General features: G+C 63.8%; 13 protein-coding genes. 9 read left to right on the forward strand and 4 right to left on the reverse strand.

Going from position 1 to position 14,257, the window contains the following annotated elements:
* Positions 1–68: 68 nt before the first annotated feature.
* Positions 69–635 carry a GNAT family N-acetyltransferase gene (locus ACVWVY_RS05215; RefSeq protein ID WP_456625373.1) on the reverse strand — a complete coding sequence of 189 codons (567 nt, stop codon included), beginning with the start codon at positions 633–635 and terminating at the stop codon, positions 69–71.
* A gap of 230 nt (positions 636–865) precedes the next feature.
* Here ACVWVY_RS05215 and ACVWVY_RS05220 point away from each other — a divergent pair, with 230 nt between their 5' ends.
* The 4 genes from ACVWVY_RS05220 (at position 866) to ACVWVY_RS05235 (ending at position 4,061) form a co-directional block, all read left to right on the forward strand.
* Positions 866–1,783 (forward strand): pirin family protein, encoded by a 918-nt coding sequence (locus tag ACVWVY_RS05220; RefSeq protein ID WP_456625374.1) that lies wholly within the window; start codon positions 866–868, stop codon positions 1,781–1,783.
* 69 nt (positions 1,784–1,852) lie between these two features.
* Positions 1,853–2,770: a phosphoribosylaminoimidazolesuccinocarboxamide synthase gene (locus ACVWVY_RS05225; RefSeq protein ID WP_456625375.1), complete on the forward strand. Its 918-nt coding sequence runs from the start codon at positions 1,853–1,855 to the stop codon at positions 2,768–2,770.
* A 53-nt stretch (positions 2,771–2,823) separates the two neighbouring features.
* Entirely contained in the window at positions 2,824–3,261 is a 438-nt protein-coding gene (locus ACVWVY_RS05230) for a VOC family protein (protein ID WP_456625376.1), read from the forward strand.
* Positions 3,258–4,061, forward strand: a complete 804-nt coding sequence (locus tag ACVWVY_RS05235; RefSeq protein WP_456625377.1) for a crotonase/enoyl-CoA hydratase family protein — start codon at positions 3,258–3,260, stop codon at positions 4,059–4,061. Before ACVWVY_RS05230 ends, ACVWVY_RS05235 begins: the two co-directional genes overlap by 4 nt.
* A gap of 147 nt (positions 4,062–4,208) precedes the next feature.
* On the opposite strand, the gene ACVWVY_RS05240 is transcribed toward ACVWVY_RS05235, so the two are convergent.
* Together ACVWVY_RS05240 and ACVWVY_RS05245 are read right to left on the reverse strand one after the other, a co-directional pair.
* Positions 4,209–5,702, reverse strand: coding sequence for an NAD-dependent succinate-semialdehyde dehydrogenase (locus ACVWVY_RS05240; RefSeq protein WP_456625378.1), 1,494 nt, complete (start codon positions 5,700–5,702; stop codon positions 4,209–4,211).
* 176 nt (positions 5,703–5,878) lie between these two features.
* The gene (locus tag ACVWVY_RS05245) at positions 5,879–6,199 is read right to left on the reverse strand and encodes a hypothetical protein (RefSeq protein ID WP_456625379.1); all 321 of its coding nucleotides are present in this window, start codon (positions 6,197–6,199) and stop codon (positions 5,879–5,881) included.
* Positions 6,200–6,543: 344 nt separating this feature from the next.
* Here ACVWVY_RS05245 and ACVWVY_RS05250 point away from each other — a divergent pair, with 344 nt between their 5' ends.
* Together ACVWVY_RS05250 and ACVWVY_RS05255 are read left to right on the forward strand one after the other, a co-directional pair.
* Entirely contained in the window at positions 6,544–7,737 is a 1,194-nt protein-coding gene (locus tag ACVWVY_RS05250; protein ID WP_456625380.1) for a serine hydrolase domain-containing protein, read from the forward strand.
* A 194-nt stretch (positions 7,738–7,931) separates the two neighbouring features.
* Positions 7,932–9,626 carry an AMP-binding protein gene (locus ACVWVY_RS05255; protein ID WP_456625381.1) on the forward strand — a complete coding sequence of 565 codons (1,695 nt, stop codon included), beginning with the start codon at positions 7,932–7,934 and terminating at the stop codon, positions 9,624–9,626.
* 157 nt (positions 9,627–9,783) lie between these two features.
* On the opposite strand, the gene ACVWVY_RS05260 is transcribed toward ACVWVY_RS05255, so the two are convergent.
* The gene (locus ACVWVY_RS05260; RefSeq protein ID WP_456625382.1) at positions 9,784–10,785 is read right to left on the reverse strand and encodes an adenosine kinase; all 1,002 of its coding nucleotides are present in this window, start codon (positions 10,783–10,785) and stop codon (positions 9,784–9,786) included.
* A 92-nt stretch (positions 10,786–10,877) separates the two neighbouring features.
* On the opposite strand from ACVWVY_RS05260, the gene murJ reads away from it, so the two are divergent.
* The 3 genes from murJ (at position 10,878) to ACVWVY_RS05275 (ending at position 14,188) form a co-directional block, all read left to right on the forward strand.
* A complete protein-coding gene (gene murJ, locus ACVWVY_RS05265; protein ID WP_456625383.1) occupies positions 10,878–12,422 on the forward strand; it encodes a murein biosynthesis integral membrane protein MurJ in 1,545 nt (514 codons plus the stop codon).
* Between the two features lie 80 nt (positions 12,423–12,502).
* Positions 12,503–13,555, forward strand: coding sequence for a tryptophan--tRNA ligase (trpS, locus tag ACVWVY_RS05270; protein ID WP_456625384.1), 1,053 nt, complete (start codon positions 12,503–12,505; stop codon positions 13,553–13,555).
* Between the two features lie 138 nt (positions 13,556–13,693).
* A complete protein-coding gene (locus ACVWVY_RS05275; RefSeq protein ID WP_456625385.1) occupies positions 13,694–14,188 on the forward strand; it encodes a universal stress protein in 495 nt (164 codons plus the stop codon).
* Positions 14,189–14,257: the final 69 nt, after the last annotated feature.

A 14,257-nucleotide genomic window follows, 5' to 3' on the forward strand; every position in this document is an offset into this window, starting at 1 on the left:
TCCGTTCGCGCGGTCATCCGCGCATCGTCAATCTAGTGCGAATCTTCGCGTCGTTCAATTTACGCCGATCAGCCTTTCCATGTGGCCCGCGAGGTCACCCAGCGCTCATTGACCTTGCCGGATAGATCAACTTCGCCATCATGCCTTGCTCCCAGCCGCCGTGCGACGCTCTTTGACGGCTCGTTACTGGCTTCGATGCAATGAATGATCTCGTCGATCTCAAATGTCGCGAACACCCAGTCGATCGACGCCCGCGCCGCCTCTACCGCATGACCTTTGCCGCGGTATTCGCGGTCGATACCCCAGCCGACCTCGAAACCCGGCCAGCCCGGCGGGCACCATGGACCGACGCGGCCGATATAGCGGCGGCTCGATCTTTCCTCGACGGCGAACATGCCAAAACCATGGAGTGCCCAATGCCCCGAAATCACCGCGGCGTTGCGCCAGCCTCCGATTTCCGTGGTGATCGCGACACCGTCGGACGTGATGTAACGCGCGGTACCGGGATCGGACAGCATCGTCGTATTCGCGGCAACGTCGCTGCTGCGCCATGGCCGCAGGATCAGGCGCGCGGTCTCGATGACGGGGCCGTCGACCTTCAACAGCCTGGCGCCGGGCTTGAGTGGAGGGATCATGGGTTTCCTGCCTTATTTTCTCTGTTCTTTACTCAGGTGCTTACTGCCGTCATTGCCTACGACAAACGCGTAGCGTTTGCGTCAGGGAGCGCAAGCGACGAAGCATTCCATCTCTCGGCAAGCGGCGCTATGGATTGCTTCGCTTCGCTCGCAATGACGTGGAGAGGTTCGTCGCCCATAGTCCATTCCGCAGTTTCTGCTATGATCGCACAAACTTGAAGGAGTCCCCCATGAGCTGGCAACCCTCCAACGATCCCGTGCTCGGCGATCCCAAGACCTGCGACGCGCTTGACCTCATCATCGTGCCGCGCACCCGCGACCTCGGCGATGGCTTCGTGGTGCGACGCGCGCTGCCACATGGCAAGCGGCAGATGGTCGGCCCCTTTATCTTCTTCGATCATTTCGGTCCGATGCAGTTCTTGGCCGGCAAGGGCATGGACGTGCGCCCGCATCCACATATTGGCCTTGCCACTGTCACCTATCTGTTCGACGGCTCGATCATGCACCGCGACAGCGAAGGCAACATCCAGGAGATCCAGCCCGGCGCCATGAACCTGATGACGGCAGGAAGCGGCATCGCGCATTCCGAGCGCACGCCCGACGTCCAGCGTCGCGATGGCCAGAAGATGCTGGGCCTGCAAAGCTGGATCGCACTGCCGGCGGGGTCGGAAGAGATCGCGCCGTCCTTCCAGCACTACGCCGCCGAGGCGCTGCCGACGGTGACGGAGAGCGGCTTCACCGCGCGCATCATCGCAGGAAGTGGTTTTGGCGTGAAATCGCCGGTCAGCATGGTGTCGCCGTGGTTCTATACCGAGGTGACGGCGCAGGCCGGGACCAGCGTCCCGCTCGACCCCGACCATGAAGAGCGCGCCATCTATCTGGTCGATGGCGAGGTCGAAATTGCCAACGAGCGCTATGAGGGGCCGCGACTGCTGATATTCCGGCCCGGCGACCGCATCACCGTGAAAGCCGTGCGGCCGACGCGGATGATGTTTCTGGGCGGCGACGCGCTGGAGGGGCCGCGGCATATCTGGTGGAATTTCGTCTCCTCCAGCAAGGAGCGGATCGAGCAGGCCAAACAGGACTGGAAAACCGGCCGGTTTGCAGCTGTTCCGCAGGAACACGAGTTCATTCCGCTGCCGGAGTGAGCTATTGCTCCGTTTACCAATTTGCACCCCCGCGCCTGCGCGAGGACGACCGCTCGAAAGCCTGACCGAATGAACGCGATGCTCGCCAGCGATTTGCCCTTGCCACGGATCGGCCGCGGCAAGGTGCGCGATATCTATGCCGTCGGCGACGATCGCGTGCTGCTGCTCACCACCGACCGCATCAGCGCGTTCGACGTCGTGATGGCCGAGACCATTCCGATGAAAGGCGCGGTGCTGACGCAGATCAGCGCGTGGTGGTTCCGCCAGCTCGAAGGCGTGGTGCCGCACCACATGATCAGCGCCGATGCCGACGAGATCATCCGCGAGGTGCCCGAGCTGAAAAATCATCGCGCCGACATTCTCGGCCGCGCGATGCTGTGCCGGCGCACCACCGTATTCCCGGTGGAATGCGTGATCCGCGGCTACATCTCGGGCTCGGCCTGGAAGGAATATGCCGCGTCCGGCACGCTCGCCGGCGAGCAGCTGAAAGACGGCCTCGTCGAAAGCGAAAAGCTCGACGCGCCGATCTTCAGCCCGGCCACCAAGGCCGAGACCGGCCACGACGAAAACATCACGGTCGCCCGGGTGCGCGAGATTTTGGGCAACGACGTCGCCGAAAAACTCGAGAGCATGGCGCGCACGGTCTATAATTTCGGCGAGCGGATCGCGCGCCATCAGGGCATCATCATCGCCGATACCAAGTTCGAGTTCGGAAGGGCTGCCGACGGCCGCATCATCCTGATCGACGAGGTGATGACGCCTGATAGTTCGCGGTTCTGGGCCGCCGACGTCTACAAGCCCGGCCGGCCGCAGCCCTCCTTCGACAAGCAGCCGCTGCGTGACTATCTCGACGCCGAGCGCCGCGCGGGCCGCTGGAACGGCGACGCCCCGCCCCCACCGTTGCCAGAGAGCGTGGTGGACACCACCAGCAAGCGTTATCTGGAGGCGTATCGGCGGGTCACGGGGACGGAACTCAAAATCCCCTGAACACCAACCGATCCGAGCCAACGAAAATCATCATCCCGTGATTGAGGATGAATATGACCGGAGCAGACGATCAGCCCGTCGTAGCGGGGCAGACAATTGGCCAAATAGCTCTCGTGGTGCGCGATTACGACGAGGCAATTCATTTCTATGTCGATGTACTCGGATTTGCCCTGATCGAAGACACGGCGATTCCCGCGCAAGGCAAACGCTGGGTCGTCGTGGCCCCGCGGGGTTCGACCGGATCACGGCTGCTGCTTGCGCGGGCGGTAGATGACGTGCAGGCGTCTCGCATTGGAAATCAGACTGGAGGCCGCGTATTTCTTTTCCTCCAAACCGACGATTTCTGGCGTGACTTTCACACCTACAAATCCAAAGGCGTCATCTTTGTCCGGGAGCCAAAGGTAGAAGGCTACGGCACCGTTGCCGTCTTCAGGGATCTCTACGGCAACCTCTGGGATCTACTTCAACCTAACGCGGGAGTGCAGACATGACCGAGACCGACAGCGTGCTGGTCGAACGCGATGGTCCCATCACCATCGTTTCCATCAATCGTCCGCATTGCCGCAACGCCGTCGACGGCGCCACCGCGCGCAAGCTCTATGATGCGTTCCTGGCATTCGATGCCGACGATGCGGCGTCGGTTGCGGTGTTCACCGGCACCGGCGGCTACTTCTGCGCGGGCGCCGACCTCAAGGCGGTGGCGGCCGGCGATCCCAACAAGAAGCGCGAGCTCGGCGGCCACGGCTCGATTGCGCCGATGGGGCCGAGCCGGCTGCGGCTGTCAAAACCCGTGATCGCGGCGGTCGAGGGCTTTGCGGTGGCCGGCGGCATGGAGCTGGCGCTGTGGGCCGATATGCGCGTGGTCGCGGATGACGCCACCTTCGGCATTTTCTGCCGCCGCTTCGGCGTGCCGCTGATCGACCTCGGCACCATTCGCCTGCCGCGGCTGATCGGCCATTCGCAGGCGATCGACCTGATCCTCACCGGCCGGCCGGTCGGCGCACAGGAGGCGCTGCGCACGGGTCTCGCCAATCGCGTCGTAGGCCGGGGCGAAGCGACGGCGCAGGCCATCGCGCTGGCGCGGGAGATTGCGCAGTTTCCGCAAAAGTGCCTGCGCGCGGACCGGCTGTCGGCGCTGCGGCAATGGGACCTTTCCGAGGAAGAGGCGATCGCCAACGAAATGCGCGGCGGGCTGGAGGTGATCGCCTCGGGCGAAACGCTGTCGGGCGCGACGCGGTTTGCCTCCGGCGTGGGCCGCCACGGCGCGTTTGCGAGTGACGCAAGCGATTGATGCGAGCGGTCGTCCCCGCGATCGCAGGGACCCATAACCACCGTTGCCTGTTTTGAACACCAGGCTGTGGCTCCAGCTTTTCTAAACAACTACAGCCTGGGGTTATGGGCCCCGGATCGCGCTTCGCTTGTCCGGGACGACAGAGAGCTACACCCCCGCCATCATCACGTATTTGATCTCGACATATTCTTCCATGCCGTGATGGGAGCCTTCGCGGCCAAGGCCACTCTCCTTGACGCCGCCAAAGGGCGCGACTTCCGTCGTGATGAGGCCGGTGTTGACACCGACCATGCCCGATTCCAGCGCTTCGGCGACGCGCCAGACGCGGCCGAGATCGCGGGAGTAGAAGTAGGAGGCGAGGCCGAACGGCGAGTTGTTGCACATCGCGATCACGTCGGCCTCGTCCTTGAAGCGGAACACCGGCGCCAGCGGGCCAAAGGTTTCCTCGTGCGCCACCAGTGCATCCGGCTTCACATTCGAAAGCACCGTCGGCTCGAAGAAGCTGCCGCCGAGCGCATGGCGCTTTCCCCCGGTGACGATTTTCGCGCCGCCCTTGACCGCGTCCGCAATGTGCTTCTCGACCTTGTCGACCGCTTCCATGTTGATCAGCGGGCCCTGCACCACACCCGCTTCGGTGCCGTCGCCGATCTTCATCGCCGCGACTTTCTTGGAAAGCTTTTCGACGAACTGGTCGTAGATCTTGTCCTGGGCATAGAGCCGGTTGGCGCAAACGCAGGTCTGGCCCATGTTGCGGTATTTCGAGACGATCGCGCCTTCGACCGCGGCATCGATATCGGCGTCATCGAACACCACGAACGGCGCGTTGCCGCCGAGCTCCAGGCCGAGCTTCTTCACGCCGACCGCGGCTTGGCTGTAGAGGATTTTTCCAACTTCGGTCGAGCCGGTGAAGCCGACGAAGCGTACCGCCGGATGTTCGCACAGCACCTTGCCGATCGCGGACGAATTGCCGGTCAGGATATTGAACACGCCCTTCGGCACGCCGGCCTTTTCGGCGAGCGCCACCAGCGCCAGCGCCGTCAGCGGGGTTTCGTTGGCGGGCTTGAGGACCACCGTGCAGCCCGCGGCGAGCGCCGGCGAGACTTTGCGGGTGATCATCGAGCACGGGAAATTCCACGGCGTGATCGCGCCGCAGACGCCGATCGGCTGCTTGATCGCGAGCAGGCGCGCATCGGGACGCTGGGTCGGGATGGTTTCGCCATAGACGCGGCGGGCTTCCTCGGCGAAAAATTCGACATAGGCGCCGCCGATATCGACTTCGCCGAGCGCTTCCGCCAGCGGCTTGCCCTGCTCCGAGGTGAGGATCAGGGCCAAGTCTTCGCGGTTGGCGATGATCAGGTCGAACCATTTTCGTAAGGTATTGGAGCGCTGTTTTGCCGTGAGCTTGGCCCAGGCCGGGAACGCGCCTCCGGCGGCTTCCACCGCCTGGGTGGCTTCGGCGGTGCTCAACGCCGGCACCTTTGCCAGTTCCACGCCGTTGACCGGGTTAGTGACGGGACGCGATGGCGTGCCGACCCAGGCGCCGTCGATGTAGCAGCGGTCTCGCAGCAGCGAGGGGTCCTTGAGGCGGTCGTGCAGCGAGGGCTGCGAGGCTTGAGCGCGAGCGGCGACGGGCGGGTTCATGGCGTACTCCTCGGATTTTCCTGGGATATTGATCCGAGTATAGGCCCGTATCGTCAGCAATGCACCGCCGGCCGAGGCAACCCTGCTTCAACCAATGTCGAGGACGGGCGCCAGCCCGGTATTTGACGCGTTTTCTGACGCGAGCCGGGAGCCACTTCGCTGGAAAACGCGACGTATCAGGCCGCGCCGCTCATATAGGTTTCGCGGCGGCCGATCATGCGTTGCGCGGCGGCCTTGGCATCGGCCTTCGAAGAGGTCGCGCACGTCCGGTATTCGAGGTCGGGCAGCTTCGCATTGTCGCGGCGGCCGAACCAGGATTTGGACCCGACCGATAGCTGCGCCAGCGCCTGGGCGACGTTATCGACCGCCTCGAAGGAGTGCAGCGCGCCGGTGCCGGCATAGCGGACTTCGTAGAGGCCGGGTGTAATCGGCGCTTCGATATTTTCGCCACGCCCGGGACGGGGATAGCGCCTCCATTCACTCCAAGTCGAAATCATTGCGCACCTTCAAGAACGTCGGAAATAAGACAATTTTCGTCAATTGATCCAGCCAACGAGCAACGTTTGTGCTGGAATCTGAACGCTTTACTGCAAAAAATCGGCGACGGGAATCGTGGCGAAATCACGATATCGTGGATGGTTAATCCGGTCACCGCCATTGCAATTCATCCACCGCGGATTGCGGCCGGGTGTTGCAGTTTTGTGTCGGATGGATTGCGACCCCTGCCCACGCCACGCCAAGCCCCCTTTGCCGATCACGAGATCGCGTGGCCGCTTGCGGGATAAGGCGGCCGGGAGGAAGATCGTTCCACTTCCATAAAAAACAAAGCGGGAGGTGACCTATGCAAAGCAAAGCCCAGATCGATCAGATGCTGCGTCAGAAATGCGAGGCCAAGGAGATTCCCGGCGTGGTCGCGATGGCGGCGACCGGCAACGAGGTGATTTATCAGGGCGCGTTCGGCAAGCGCGACCTGTCGAAGGAGGATCCGATGACCGCCGACAGCGCGTTCTGGATCGCCTCCATGACCAAGGCGATTACGAGCACTGCCGGCATGCAACTCGTCGAACAAGGCAAGCTTTCGCTCGACGAGCCGATCGGCAAGCTGCTGCCTGATTTGGCCAAGCCGCAAGTGCTGGAAGGTTTTGACGCCAGCGGCGAGCCAAAGCTGCGTCCCGCCACGAAGCCGATCACGCTGCGTCATCTCATGACCCACACCGCGGGCTTCTGCTACGACGTGTGGAACGGCGACATGGGGAAATACCAGGAGAAGACCGGAACCCCGAACATCTTCTCCTGCCTGAACGCTGCGCTGAAGGGGCCGATCATGTCCGATCCCGGTACGCGCTGGGAATATGGCATCAACATCGATTTCGTCGGCAAGGCGGTGGAAGCCGCGAGCGGCAAGCGGCTCGACGCTTACCTGCGCGATAACATCTTCGCGCCACTCGGCATGAACGACATCGGCTTCAAGATCACGGACTCGATGCGCCAGCGGCTGGTCGGCATGCATGCGCGCGGCGAGGACGGATCGCTGGCGCCGATTCCGTTCGAGCTGGAACAGAATCCGGAATTTCACATGGGTGGCGGCGGCCTCTACGGCACGGCAGCCGATTACATCAAGTTCACCCAGATGATCCTCAACAAGGGCCGCGGCAACGGCAACCAGCTCTTGAAGCCCGAGACGGTCGCGCTGATGAGCCAGAACCACATCGGCGATCTCACCATCGGCAAGATGACGACGATGGCGCCCATGTACACCAACGATGTCGATCTCTATCCGGATATCGTCAAGAAGTGGGGTCTCTCCTTCCTGATCAACACCGCCAAGACGGCGGAAGGCCGCAGCGCCGGCAGCCTCGCCTGGGCCGGCCTCGCCAACACCTATTTCTGGATCGATCCGGCGCGCAACGTCGCCGGCGTGATCCTGATGCAGCTGTTGCCGTTCGTCGATGGCAAGGCCCTGGAAGCTTTTGCGGGGTTTGAACGCGGCGTTTATGCCGGGCTCGATGCGGGCAGCGGCCAGCGCGCGGCGTGATCGCAAAAAGCGCCGTGATCCGTCCCTCCTCTTCGGGCGTCACGGCGCATTCCCTCCGTTCCCTCCCCCTCGCGGGGGAGGGTCAGCGAGAGGGCGCGGCGCATTTTTTCTCTCGCAAGTGCCCACCTCACACTTGCAGATTCCCAACCTTGCTAAGCTCGTAATTATAGATCTCATACCCGGAGAACCCCGCCTTGACCGACACCACCAACAGCTACGTCTGCGGCACCGCCAACGCGCCGCTGCTCGGTGACACCATCGGGCGCTGCCTCGATCAGGCCGCCGCGCGCTGGAGTGATCGCGAGGCGCTGGTTTCGCCGAGCCATGACGTGCGCTGGACCTGGAAAGAGTTTGCCCAACGCGTCGATGCGCTGGCGGTGGGCTTTCTCGCGCTCGGCCTCGAGCGCGGCGCGCGGATCGGGGTGTGGTCGCTCAATCGCCCGGAATGGACGCTGACGCAATTTGCTGCCGCCAAAGCGGGGCTCATTCTCGTCACCATCAATCCCGCGTACCGCCTGAGCGAGCTCGAATTCGCGCTGGCTAAAGTCGGCTGCGCCGCGATCGTCACCGCGACCGCCTTCAAGACCTCGAACTACATGGAGATGCTGAACACGCTGCTGCCGGAGCTCGCGGCATCGCGGCCGGGCGAATTGCAGGCGGCGCGGCTGCCGCAGCTGCGCGCGGTGATCCAGATCGGCGGCCCCAAATGTCCGGGCACCCTCGCCTTCGAGGACGTGACGAAAATGGGCGGCGCGCGACACCGCGAGCAGCTTGCCGAACTTGCCAGGACGCTGCAGTTCGACGATGCGGTCAACATCCAGTTCACCAGCGGCACCACGGGCTCGCCGAAGGGCGTGACGCTGACGCATCACAACATCCTCAATAACGGCTATTTCGTCGGCCGCGCGATGCGCCTGACGGAGAAGGACCGCATCTGCATTCCCGTGCCGCTCTATCACTGCTTTGGCATGGTGATGGGCAATCTCGCTTCCGTCACGCTCGGCGCGACCATGGTCTATCCCGGCGAAGGCTTTGATCCGCTGGCGACGCTGCAGACGATCGAAAAGGAAAAATGCACCGCGCTCTACGGCGTGCCGACCATGTTCATCGCCGAACTCGATCACCCCGAATTTTCGCGCTTCAACCTGAAATCGCTGCGCACCGGCATCATGGCGGGCGCGCCCTGCCCGATCGAGGTGATGAAGCGCGTCAACAACGAGATGAACATGGGCGAAGTCACCATCGCCTACGGCATGACCGAGACCTCGCCGGTCAGCTTTCAGAGTTCGACCGACGATCCCTTGGAACGCCGCGTCTCCACCGTCGGCCGCATTCATCCGCATGTCGAGGTCAAGGTCGTCGATCTCGAAGGGCGCGTGGTGCCGCGGGGGATGCGCGGCGAACTCTGCACCCGCGGCTACAGCGTGATGCTGGGCTATTGGGACGAGGCCGAAAAGACCGCCGACGTGCTCGACGCGCAGGGGTGGATGCACACCGGCGACATCGCGATCATCGACGCCGAGGGCTATTGCAACATCGTCGGCCGCATCAAGGACATGGTGATCCGCGGCGGCGAAAACCTCTATCCCAGAGAGATCGAAGAATTCCTCTATCGCCATCCCAAAATCCAGGACGTGCAGATCTTTGGCGTCGCCGATGATCGCTACGGCGAAGAGCTCTGCGCCTGGATCCGCACCCGGCCGGGCGAAACGCTCACTGCTGAGGACGTCCGCGCCTTCTGCCACGGCCAGATCGCCCACAACAAGATCCCGCGCTATGTCGAGTTCGTCGATGAGTTTCCGATGACGGTGACCGGAAAGATCCAGAAGTTTCTGATGCGGGAAACAGTGGAAACGAAGCTGGGGCTGAAAGCGGCGAAGACGGCGTAAGGCGCGGGCCCAGCCAACAACTATCCGTCATGCCCGGGCTGAAGCGCGAAGCGCGTCTTCGCGCTGGATGTCCCGGGCATCCTCGTCTTGACTATCAGTCAGGAAGACGTGGATGGCCGGGTCAAGCCCGGCCATGACGAACTGAGAAACCTTCGCTCTAAACCGGCAACCCGTTCTGCTGCGCCAGCTCCTTCAGCGACACCTGCGGCCGTGCGCCGATGTGCTGGATCACCTCGGCCGCCGCCAGCGCCCCTAGCCGGCCCGCCGCCTCATAGCCGGCGTTGCGCACCAAGCCGAACAGGAAGCCGGCGGCGAAGAGGTCGCCGGCGCCCGTCGTGTCGACGAGCTTTTGAATCGGGAGGGCCGGTACTGACGTGACGCCATCCTTCGCGGCCACCACGCAGCCCTTCTCGCTGCGGGTAACGACACCGAGCTTGGTATCCGCGCGCAGTTGCTTCAGCGCGCCGTCGAAATCCGAGGTCTGGTACAGCGAATGCAGTTCGGCTTCGTTGGCGAACACGAGATCGACCGTGCCCTTGCGCATCAGGTCGAGAAACTCATCGCGATAGCGATCCACGCAGAACGAATCCGACAGCGTCAGCGCCACCTGGCGGCCGGCGCCGTGCGCGATGCCCGCGGCCTTGACGAAGGCTTCCTTGGCGTTCTTCGGATCCCAGAGATAGCCTTCGAGATAGACGATGCTGGAGGCTGCGATCTGCGCTTCATCGATGTCTGAGGGGTTAAGGTCCTGCGCGGCGCCGAGATAGGTGTTCATGGTGCGCTCGCCGTCCGGCGTCACCAGGATGTAGGAGCAGCCGGTGGCAGGGCCGCTTTCCGCCGCCCTGGTCTCGAAGGCTGCGCCGGCAGCGCGGATGTCGTGGGTGTAGAGCCCGCCGATCTGGTCGTTCTTGACCTTGCCGATGAAGGCCGCGCGGGCGCCGAAACTGGCAAGGCCGACGATGGTGTTGGCCCCGGAGCCGCCGCTCATCTCGGTCGCCGGGCCCATGTCCTTGTAGATCGCGGCGGCGCGGGCCTCGTCGATCAGCGCCATGCCGCCCTTGGTCATGCCGTGGCGGGCGAGAAACCCCTCGTCGGTCTGCACCAGCACGTCGAAAATCGCATTGCCGATCCCGAGAACGTCGTATTTTGCGTCAGTCATCGAATGCGTCCTGTTTACGGCGTTGTGCGAAAGGCTGCGGCCTACCAGATCGGCCCCGCGCCAGCAAGCTATGCGGCTGCTATAGGGTACGAATGATCCGCTCCTTTCTCACGGTATCCTCCGGAACGCTGGCCTCGCGGCTGCTTGGATTCGTACGCGATTCGGCGCTTGCCGCGCTGCTCGGCGCGGGCGCCGTCGCGGATGCGTTCTTGGCGGCGTTTCAGCTGGTCAATGTCATCAGGCGGCTGTTGACCGAGGGCGGGCTGAACGCGGCGCTGGTGCCGGCATGGTTGCGGGTGCGTGAAAACGATGGGCCGGTGGCCGCGGCGGCGTTCGCCGGCCGCGTGCTGGGCACCGTGACCACAGCGCTGATCGCAGCCACAGCGGTGCTCGCGCTGGTGATGCCGCTCGTCATGACCGCGCTGGCGCCGGGGTTTGCCGGGAGCGAGACGCTGCAGCTCGCCACCGACAACGCCCGCCTGATGCTGCCGTACCTCGCCTTTGCCGGTCCCGTGACCGTGATGATGGCGCTGTTGAACGCGCAAGGCCGTTTTGCAATCACGGCGTTTTCGCCGCTGCTGTTCAACATCGCGCTGATCGCGGTGATGGTCGCACTGCTCGCCATACGGCCGGATGCGGTGCAAGCCGCGCAAATCGTCGCAGCGACCGTCGGTGTTGCCGGCTTGCTTCAGCTATCGGTGCTGGTGCTGCGCCGTGGCGGCAACATCGCCGCCCCCTTGCGGATTTCATTCGATCCGGAAATACGCGGCTTTCTCGCCAAGGCCGCACCCGGCATGATGGCGTCGAGCGCGCCGCAGTTGCTGATGGTCGCCGGCGCGATCATCGCGTCGGCGTCGCCATCGGCGGTGTCGTGGCTCTATTTCGCGGGCCGCCTGGTCGAACTGCCGCTTGGCATCGTCGGCGTCGCCATGGGCACCGTGCTGATCCCAGAATTATCGCGCGCAGTACGGGCCGAGGATCACGCCGCCGTCGCGCACGCGGAATCGCGCGGCCTCGAACTCGCGGTCGGCCTGGCGCTGCCGGCAACGCTGGGGCTCATCGTGCTCAGCGAGCCGATCGTGCGGCTGCTGTTCGAGCACGGCGCCTTCGCCGCTGACGATACCGCAGCGACGGCCCGCGCGCTGATGTGGCTGACGCTGGCGCTGCCGGCCCATGTGCTGGTGAAAGCGCTGTCGCCGGCGTTCTTCGCGCGCGAGGACACGATGACGCCGCTGGTGTCGGCGCTGAAGGGCGTCGTGCTGGCGGTCGCGGCAGCCTTCCTGCTCAGCCATTGGTACGGCACCGAGGGCATCGCAGCCGCGATTGCGTTTGGCGCGTGGGGCATGGCGTTCAGCCTGATCCGCCGTGGCGCGGAGACGTTTGGGTTTTCGATCGATAGCCAAGCGCTGCGGCGGCTGCCGCGCATCGCGCTCGCCGCACTCGCCATGGGCGCGATGCTGTGGCTGGCGACACGGTCGCTGCCGGCTCTCGCCTCCGGCGCGCACGGCCTCGTGGAGGCCGTCCTGTTGCTTGCCGTGATCGCGGTGGGAATTGCGATTTACGGCCTGTTCTTGCGGCTTTTCGGCGTCACCGGCTGGCGCGAGGCGGTTAACGCCTTCAGGCAATCCGCCCCCTAGCCGCTTGCGCCAACAGCCCCTGCGTGGCAAACGACAGCGCGAAACAGGCATCCGAAATTGGATCCTTGAGGAAGCTGACTATGGCTTTTGTTGAAAAGGTTTTTTCCGGCGTCCAGCCGACGGGTAATCTGCATCTCGGCAATTACCTCGGCGCGATCGTCAACTTCGTGAAGATGCAGGAAACCCATGACTGCATCTACTGCGTCGTCGACATGCACGCGATCACGCAAGGCGTCGACGTCTGGGGCGGCCCGGCGGAGCTCGCCCGCAACACCCGCGAGGTGACAGCAGCCTTCATCGCCGCCGGCATCGACCCGAAGAAGCACATCGTGTTCAACCAGAGCCAGGTTTCCGGCCATGCCGAACTGGCCTGGATCTTCAACTGCGTCGCGCGCGTCGGCTGGCTCAGCCGCATGACCCAGTTCAAGGAGAAGGCCGGCAAGGACCGCGAGAACGCGTCCGTTGGGCTCTACGATTATCCGGTGCTGATGGCGGCGGACATTTTGCTGTATCGCGCCACGCATGTGCCCGTCGGCGAGGACCAGAAGCAGCATCTGGAGCTGTCGCGCGACATCGCGCAAAAATTCAACAACGACTTTGCCGATTCGATCCGCAGCCATGGCTCCAATGACGGCCTGTTCTTTCCGCTGCCGGAGCCCTTTATCGTCGGCCCCGCGACGCGGGTGATGTCCTTGCGCGACGGCACCAAGAAGATGTCGAAGTCGGACGCGTCGGACAATTCGCGCATCAACCTGACCGACGACGCCGACACCATCGCGCAGAAAATCCGCAAGGCGAAGACCGATCCGGAACCGCTGCCGTCGGAAGAAAAGGGCCTGGAGAACCGGCCCGAGGCTGACAACCTGGTCGGCATCTATGCGGCGCTTTCCGAGCGCAGCAAGGCCGACGTTTTGAAGGAATTCGGCGGCGGGCAGTTCTCCAGCTTCAAGAACGCGCTGGTGGAACTTTGCGTCGCAAAGCTCTCGCCGATCGCTTCCGAGATGAAACGGCTGGTCGCCGACCCCGGCCATGTCGACAAAATCCTGGTCGACGGCGCCGACCGGGCGCGCGTCATCGCCGACGAAACCATGCGTGCGGCCAGGGACATCGTCGGGTTCATCCGAAAGAGCTAGAACGTATCCGAGGTGGTGTTTACCCTCCCCTGGAGGGCAAGATTCCATCGCCGCGCGACTGAGGCACCGCGACGCCGCTTGTCGAAGGCGGCTGCGCCGTGGCAGCATGCGGCGGTTTGGCGCAGCACCGGGACATGCATGACCACCCAGCGACGAAGCTACGAGACGGGTCACAAGCCAAAATGCCTTGTCATCGTTGACGACACCGCGGAATGGGATCGCGCGGTTTACTACGCCAGCCGCTGGGCGATCCGCGTCGGCGGCGGGGTGGTGATGTTGCGCATCATCGAAATCGAGGACCAGAACCAGCAATGGCTGGGGGTCGCCGATTTGATGCGCGCCGAGGCCGAGGACGCCGCCAATGAGGCGCTCGACCGCGCTTCAGGGCGCGCCAACGGCATTGCCGCGATCACGCCGGAACGGGTGATTCGCGAGGGCGACCCGACCGCCCAGATCCTCGACGTGATCGACAAGGACGTCGATATTTCGATGCTGGTGCTGGCGGCCAATCCGGGCCCCGAGGGCCCCGGCCCGTTGATCAGCATGGTGGCGCAGGTCACCGGTTCGTTCCCGATTCCGGTCGTCATCGTGCCCGGCGATCTCAGCGATCCTGACATCGACGCCCTGTCTTAAGGCTTGATGGGCTTAAGGAATTTCTGATTGCCCCCCTTGACCGTGCGTCCGCGGTCGCCATCTGCTAAG

The sequence above is a fragment of the Bradyrhizobium sp. URHC0002 genome (assembly GCF_054059515.1).

What these genes read in the sequence shown, in the direction of transcription:
- ACVWVY_RS05215 (WP_456625373.1), bottom strand. Translation starts at nt 635, where the DNA reads ATGATCCCTCCACTCAAGCCCGGCGCCAGGCTGTTGAAGGTCGACGGC.
- ACVWVY_RS05220 (WP_456625374.1), top strand. Translation starts at nt 866, where the DNA reads ATGAGCTGGCAACCCTCCAACGATCCCGTGCTCGGCGATCCCAAGACC.
- ACVWVY_RS05225 (WP_456625375.1), top strand. Translation starts at nt 1,853, where the DNA reads ATGAACGCGATGCTCGCCAGCGATTTGCCCTTGCCACGGATCGGCCGC.
- ACVWVY_RS05230 (WP_456625376.1), top strand. Translation starts at nt 2,824, where the DNA reads ATGACCGGAGCAGACGATCAGCCCGTCGTAGCGGGGCAGACAATTGGC.
- ACVWVY_RS05235 (WP_456625377.1), top strand. Translation starts at nt 3,258, where the DNA reads ATGACCGAGACCGACAGCGTGCTGGTCGAACGCGATGGTCCCATCACC.
- ACVWVY_RS05240 (WP_456625378.1), bottom strand. Translation starts at nt 5,702, where the DNA reads ATGAACCCGCCCGTCGCCGCTCGCGCTCAAGCCTCGCAGCCCTCGCTG.
- ACVWVY_RS05245 (WP_456625379.1), bottom strand. Translation starts at nt 6,199, where the DNA reads ATGATTTCGACTTGGAGTGAATGGAGGCGCTATCCCCGTCCCGGGCGT.
- ACVWVY_RS05250 (WP_456625380.1), top strand. Translation starts at nt 6,544, where the DNA reads ATGCAAAGCAAAGCCCAGATCGATCAGATGCTGCGTCAGAAATGCGAG.
- ACVWVY_RS05260 (WP_456625382.1), bottom strand. Translation starts at nt 10,785, where the DNA reads ATGACTGACGCAAAATACGACGTTCTCGGGATCGGCAATGCGATTTTC.
- murJ (WP_456625383.1), top strand. Translation starts at nt 10,878, where the DNA reads ATGATCCGCTCCTTTCTCACGGTATCCTCCGGAACGCTGGCCTCGCGG.
- trpS (WP_456625384.1), top strand. Translation starts at nt 12,503, where the DNA reads ATGGCTTTTGTTGAAAAGGTTTTTTCCGGCGTCCAGCCGACGGGTAAT.
- ACVWVY_RS05275 (WP_456625385.1), top strand. Translation starts at nt 13,694, where the DNA reads ATGACCACCCAGCGACGAAGCTACGAGACGGGTCACAAGCCAAAATGC.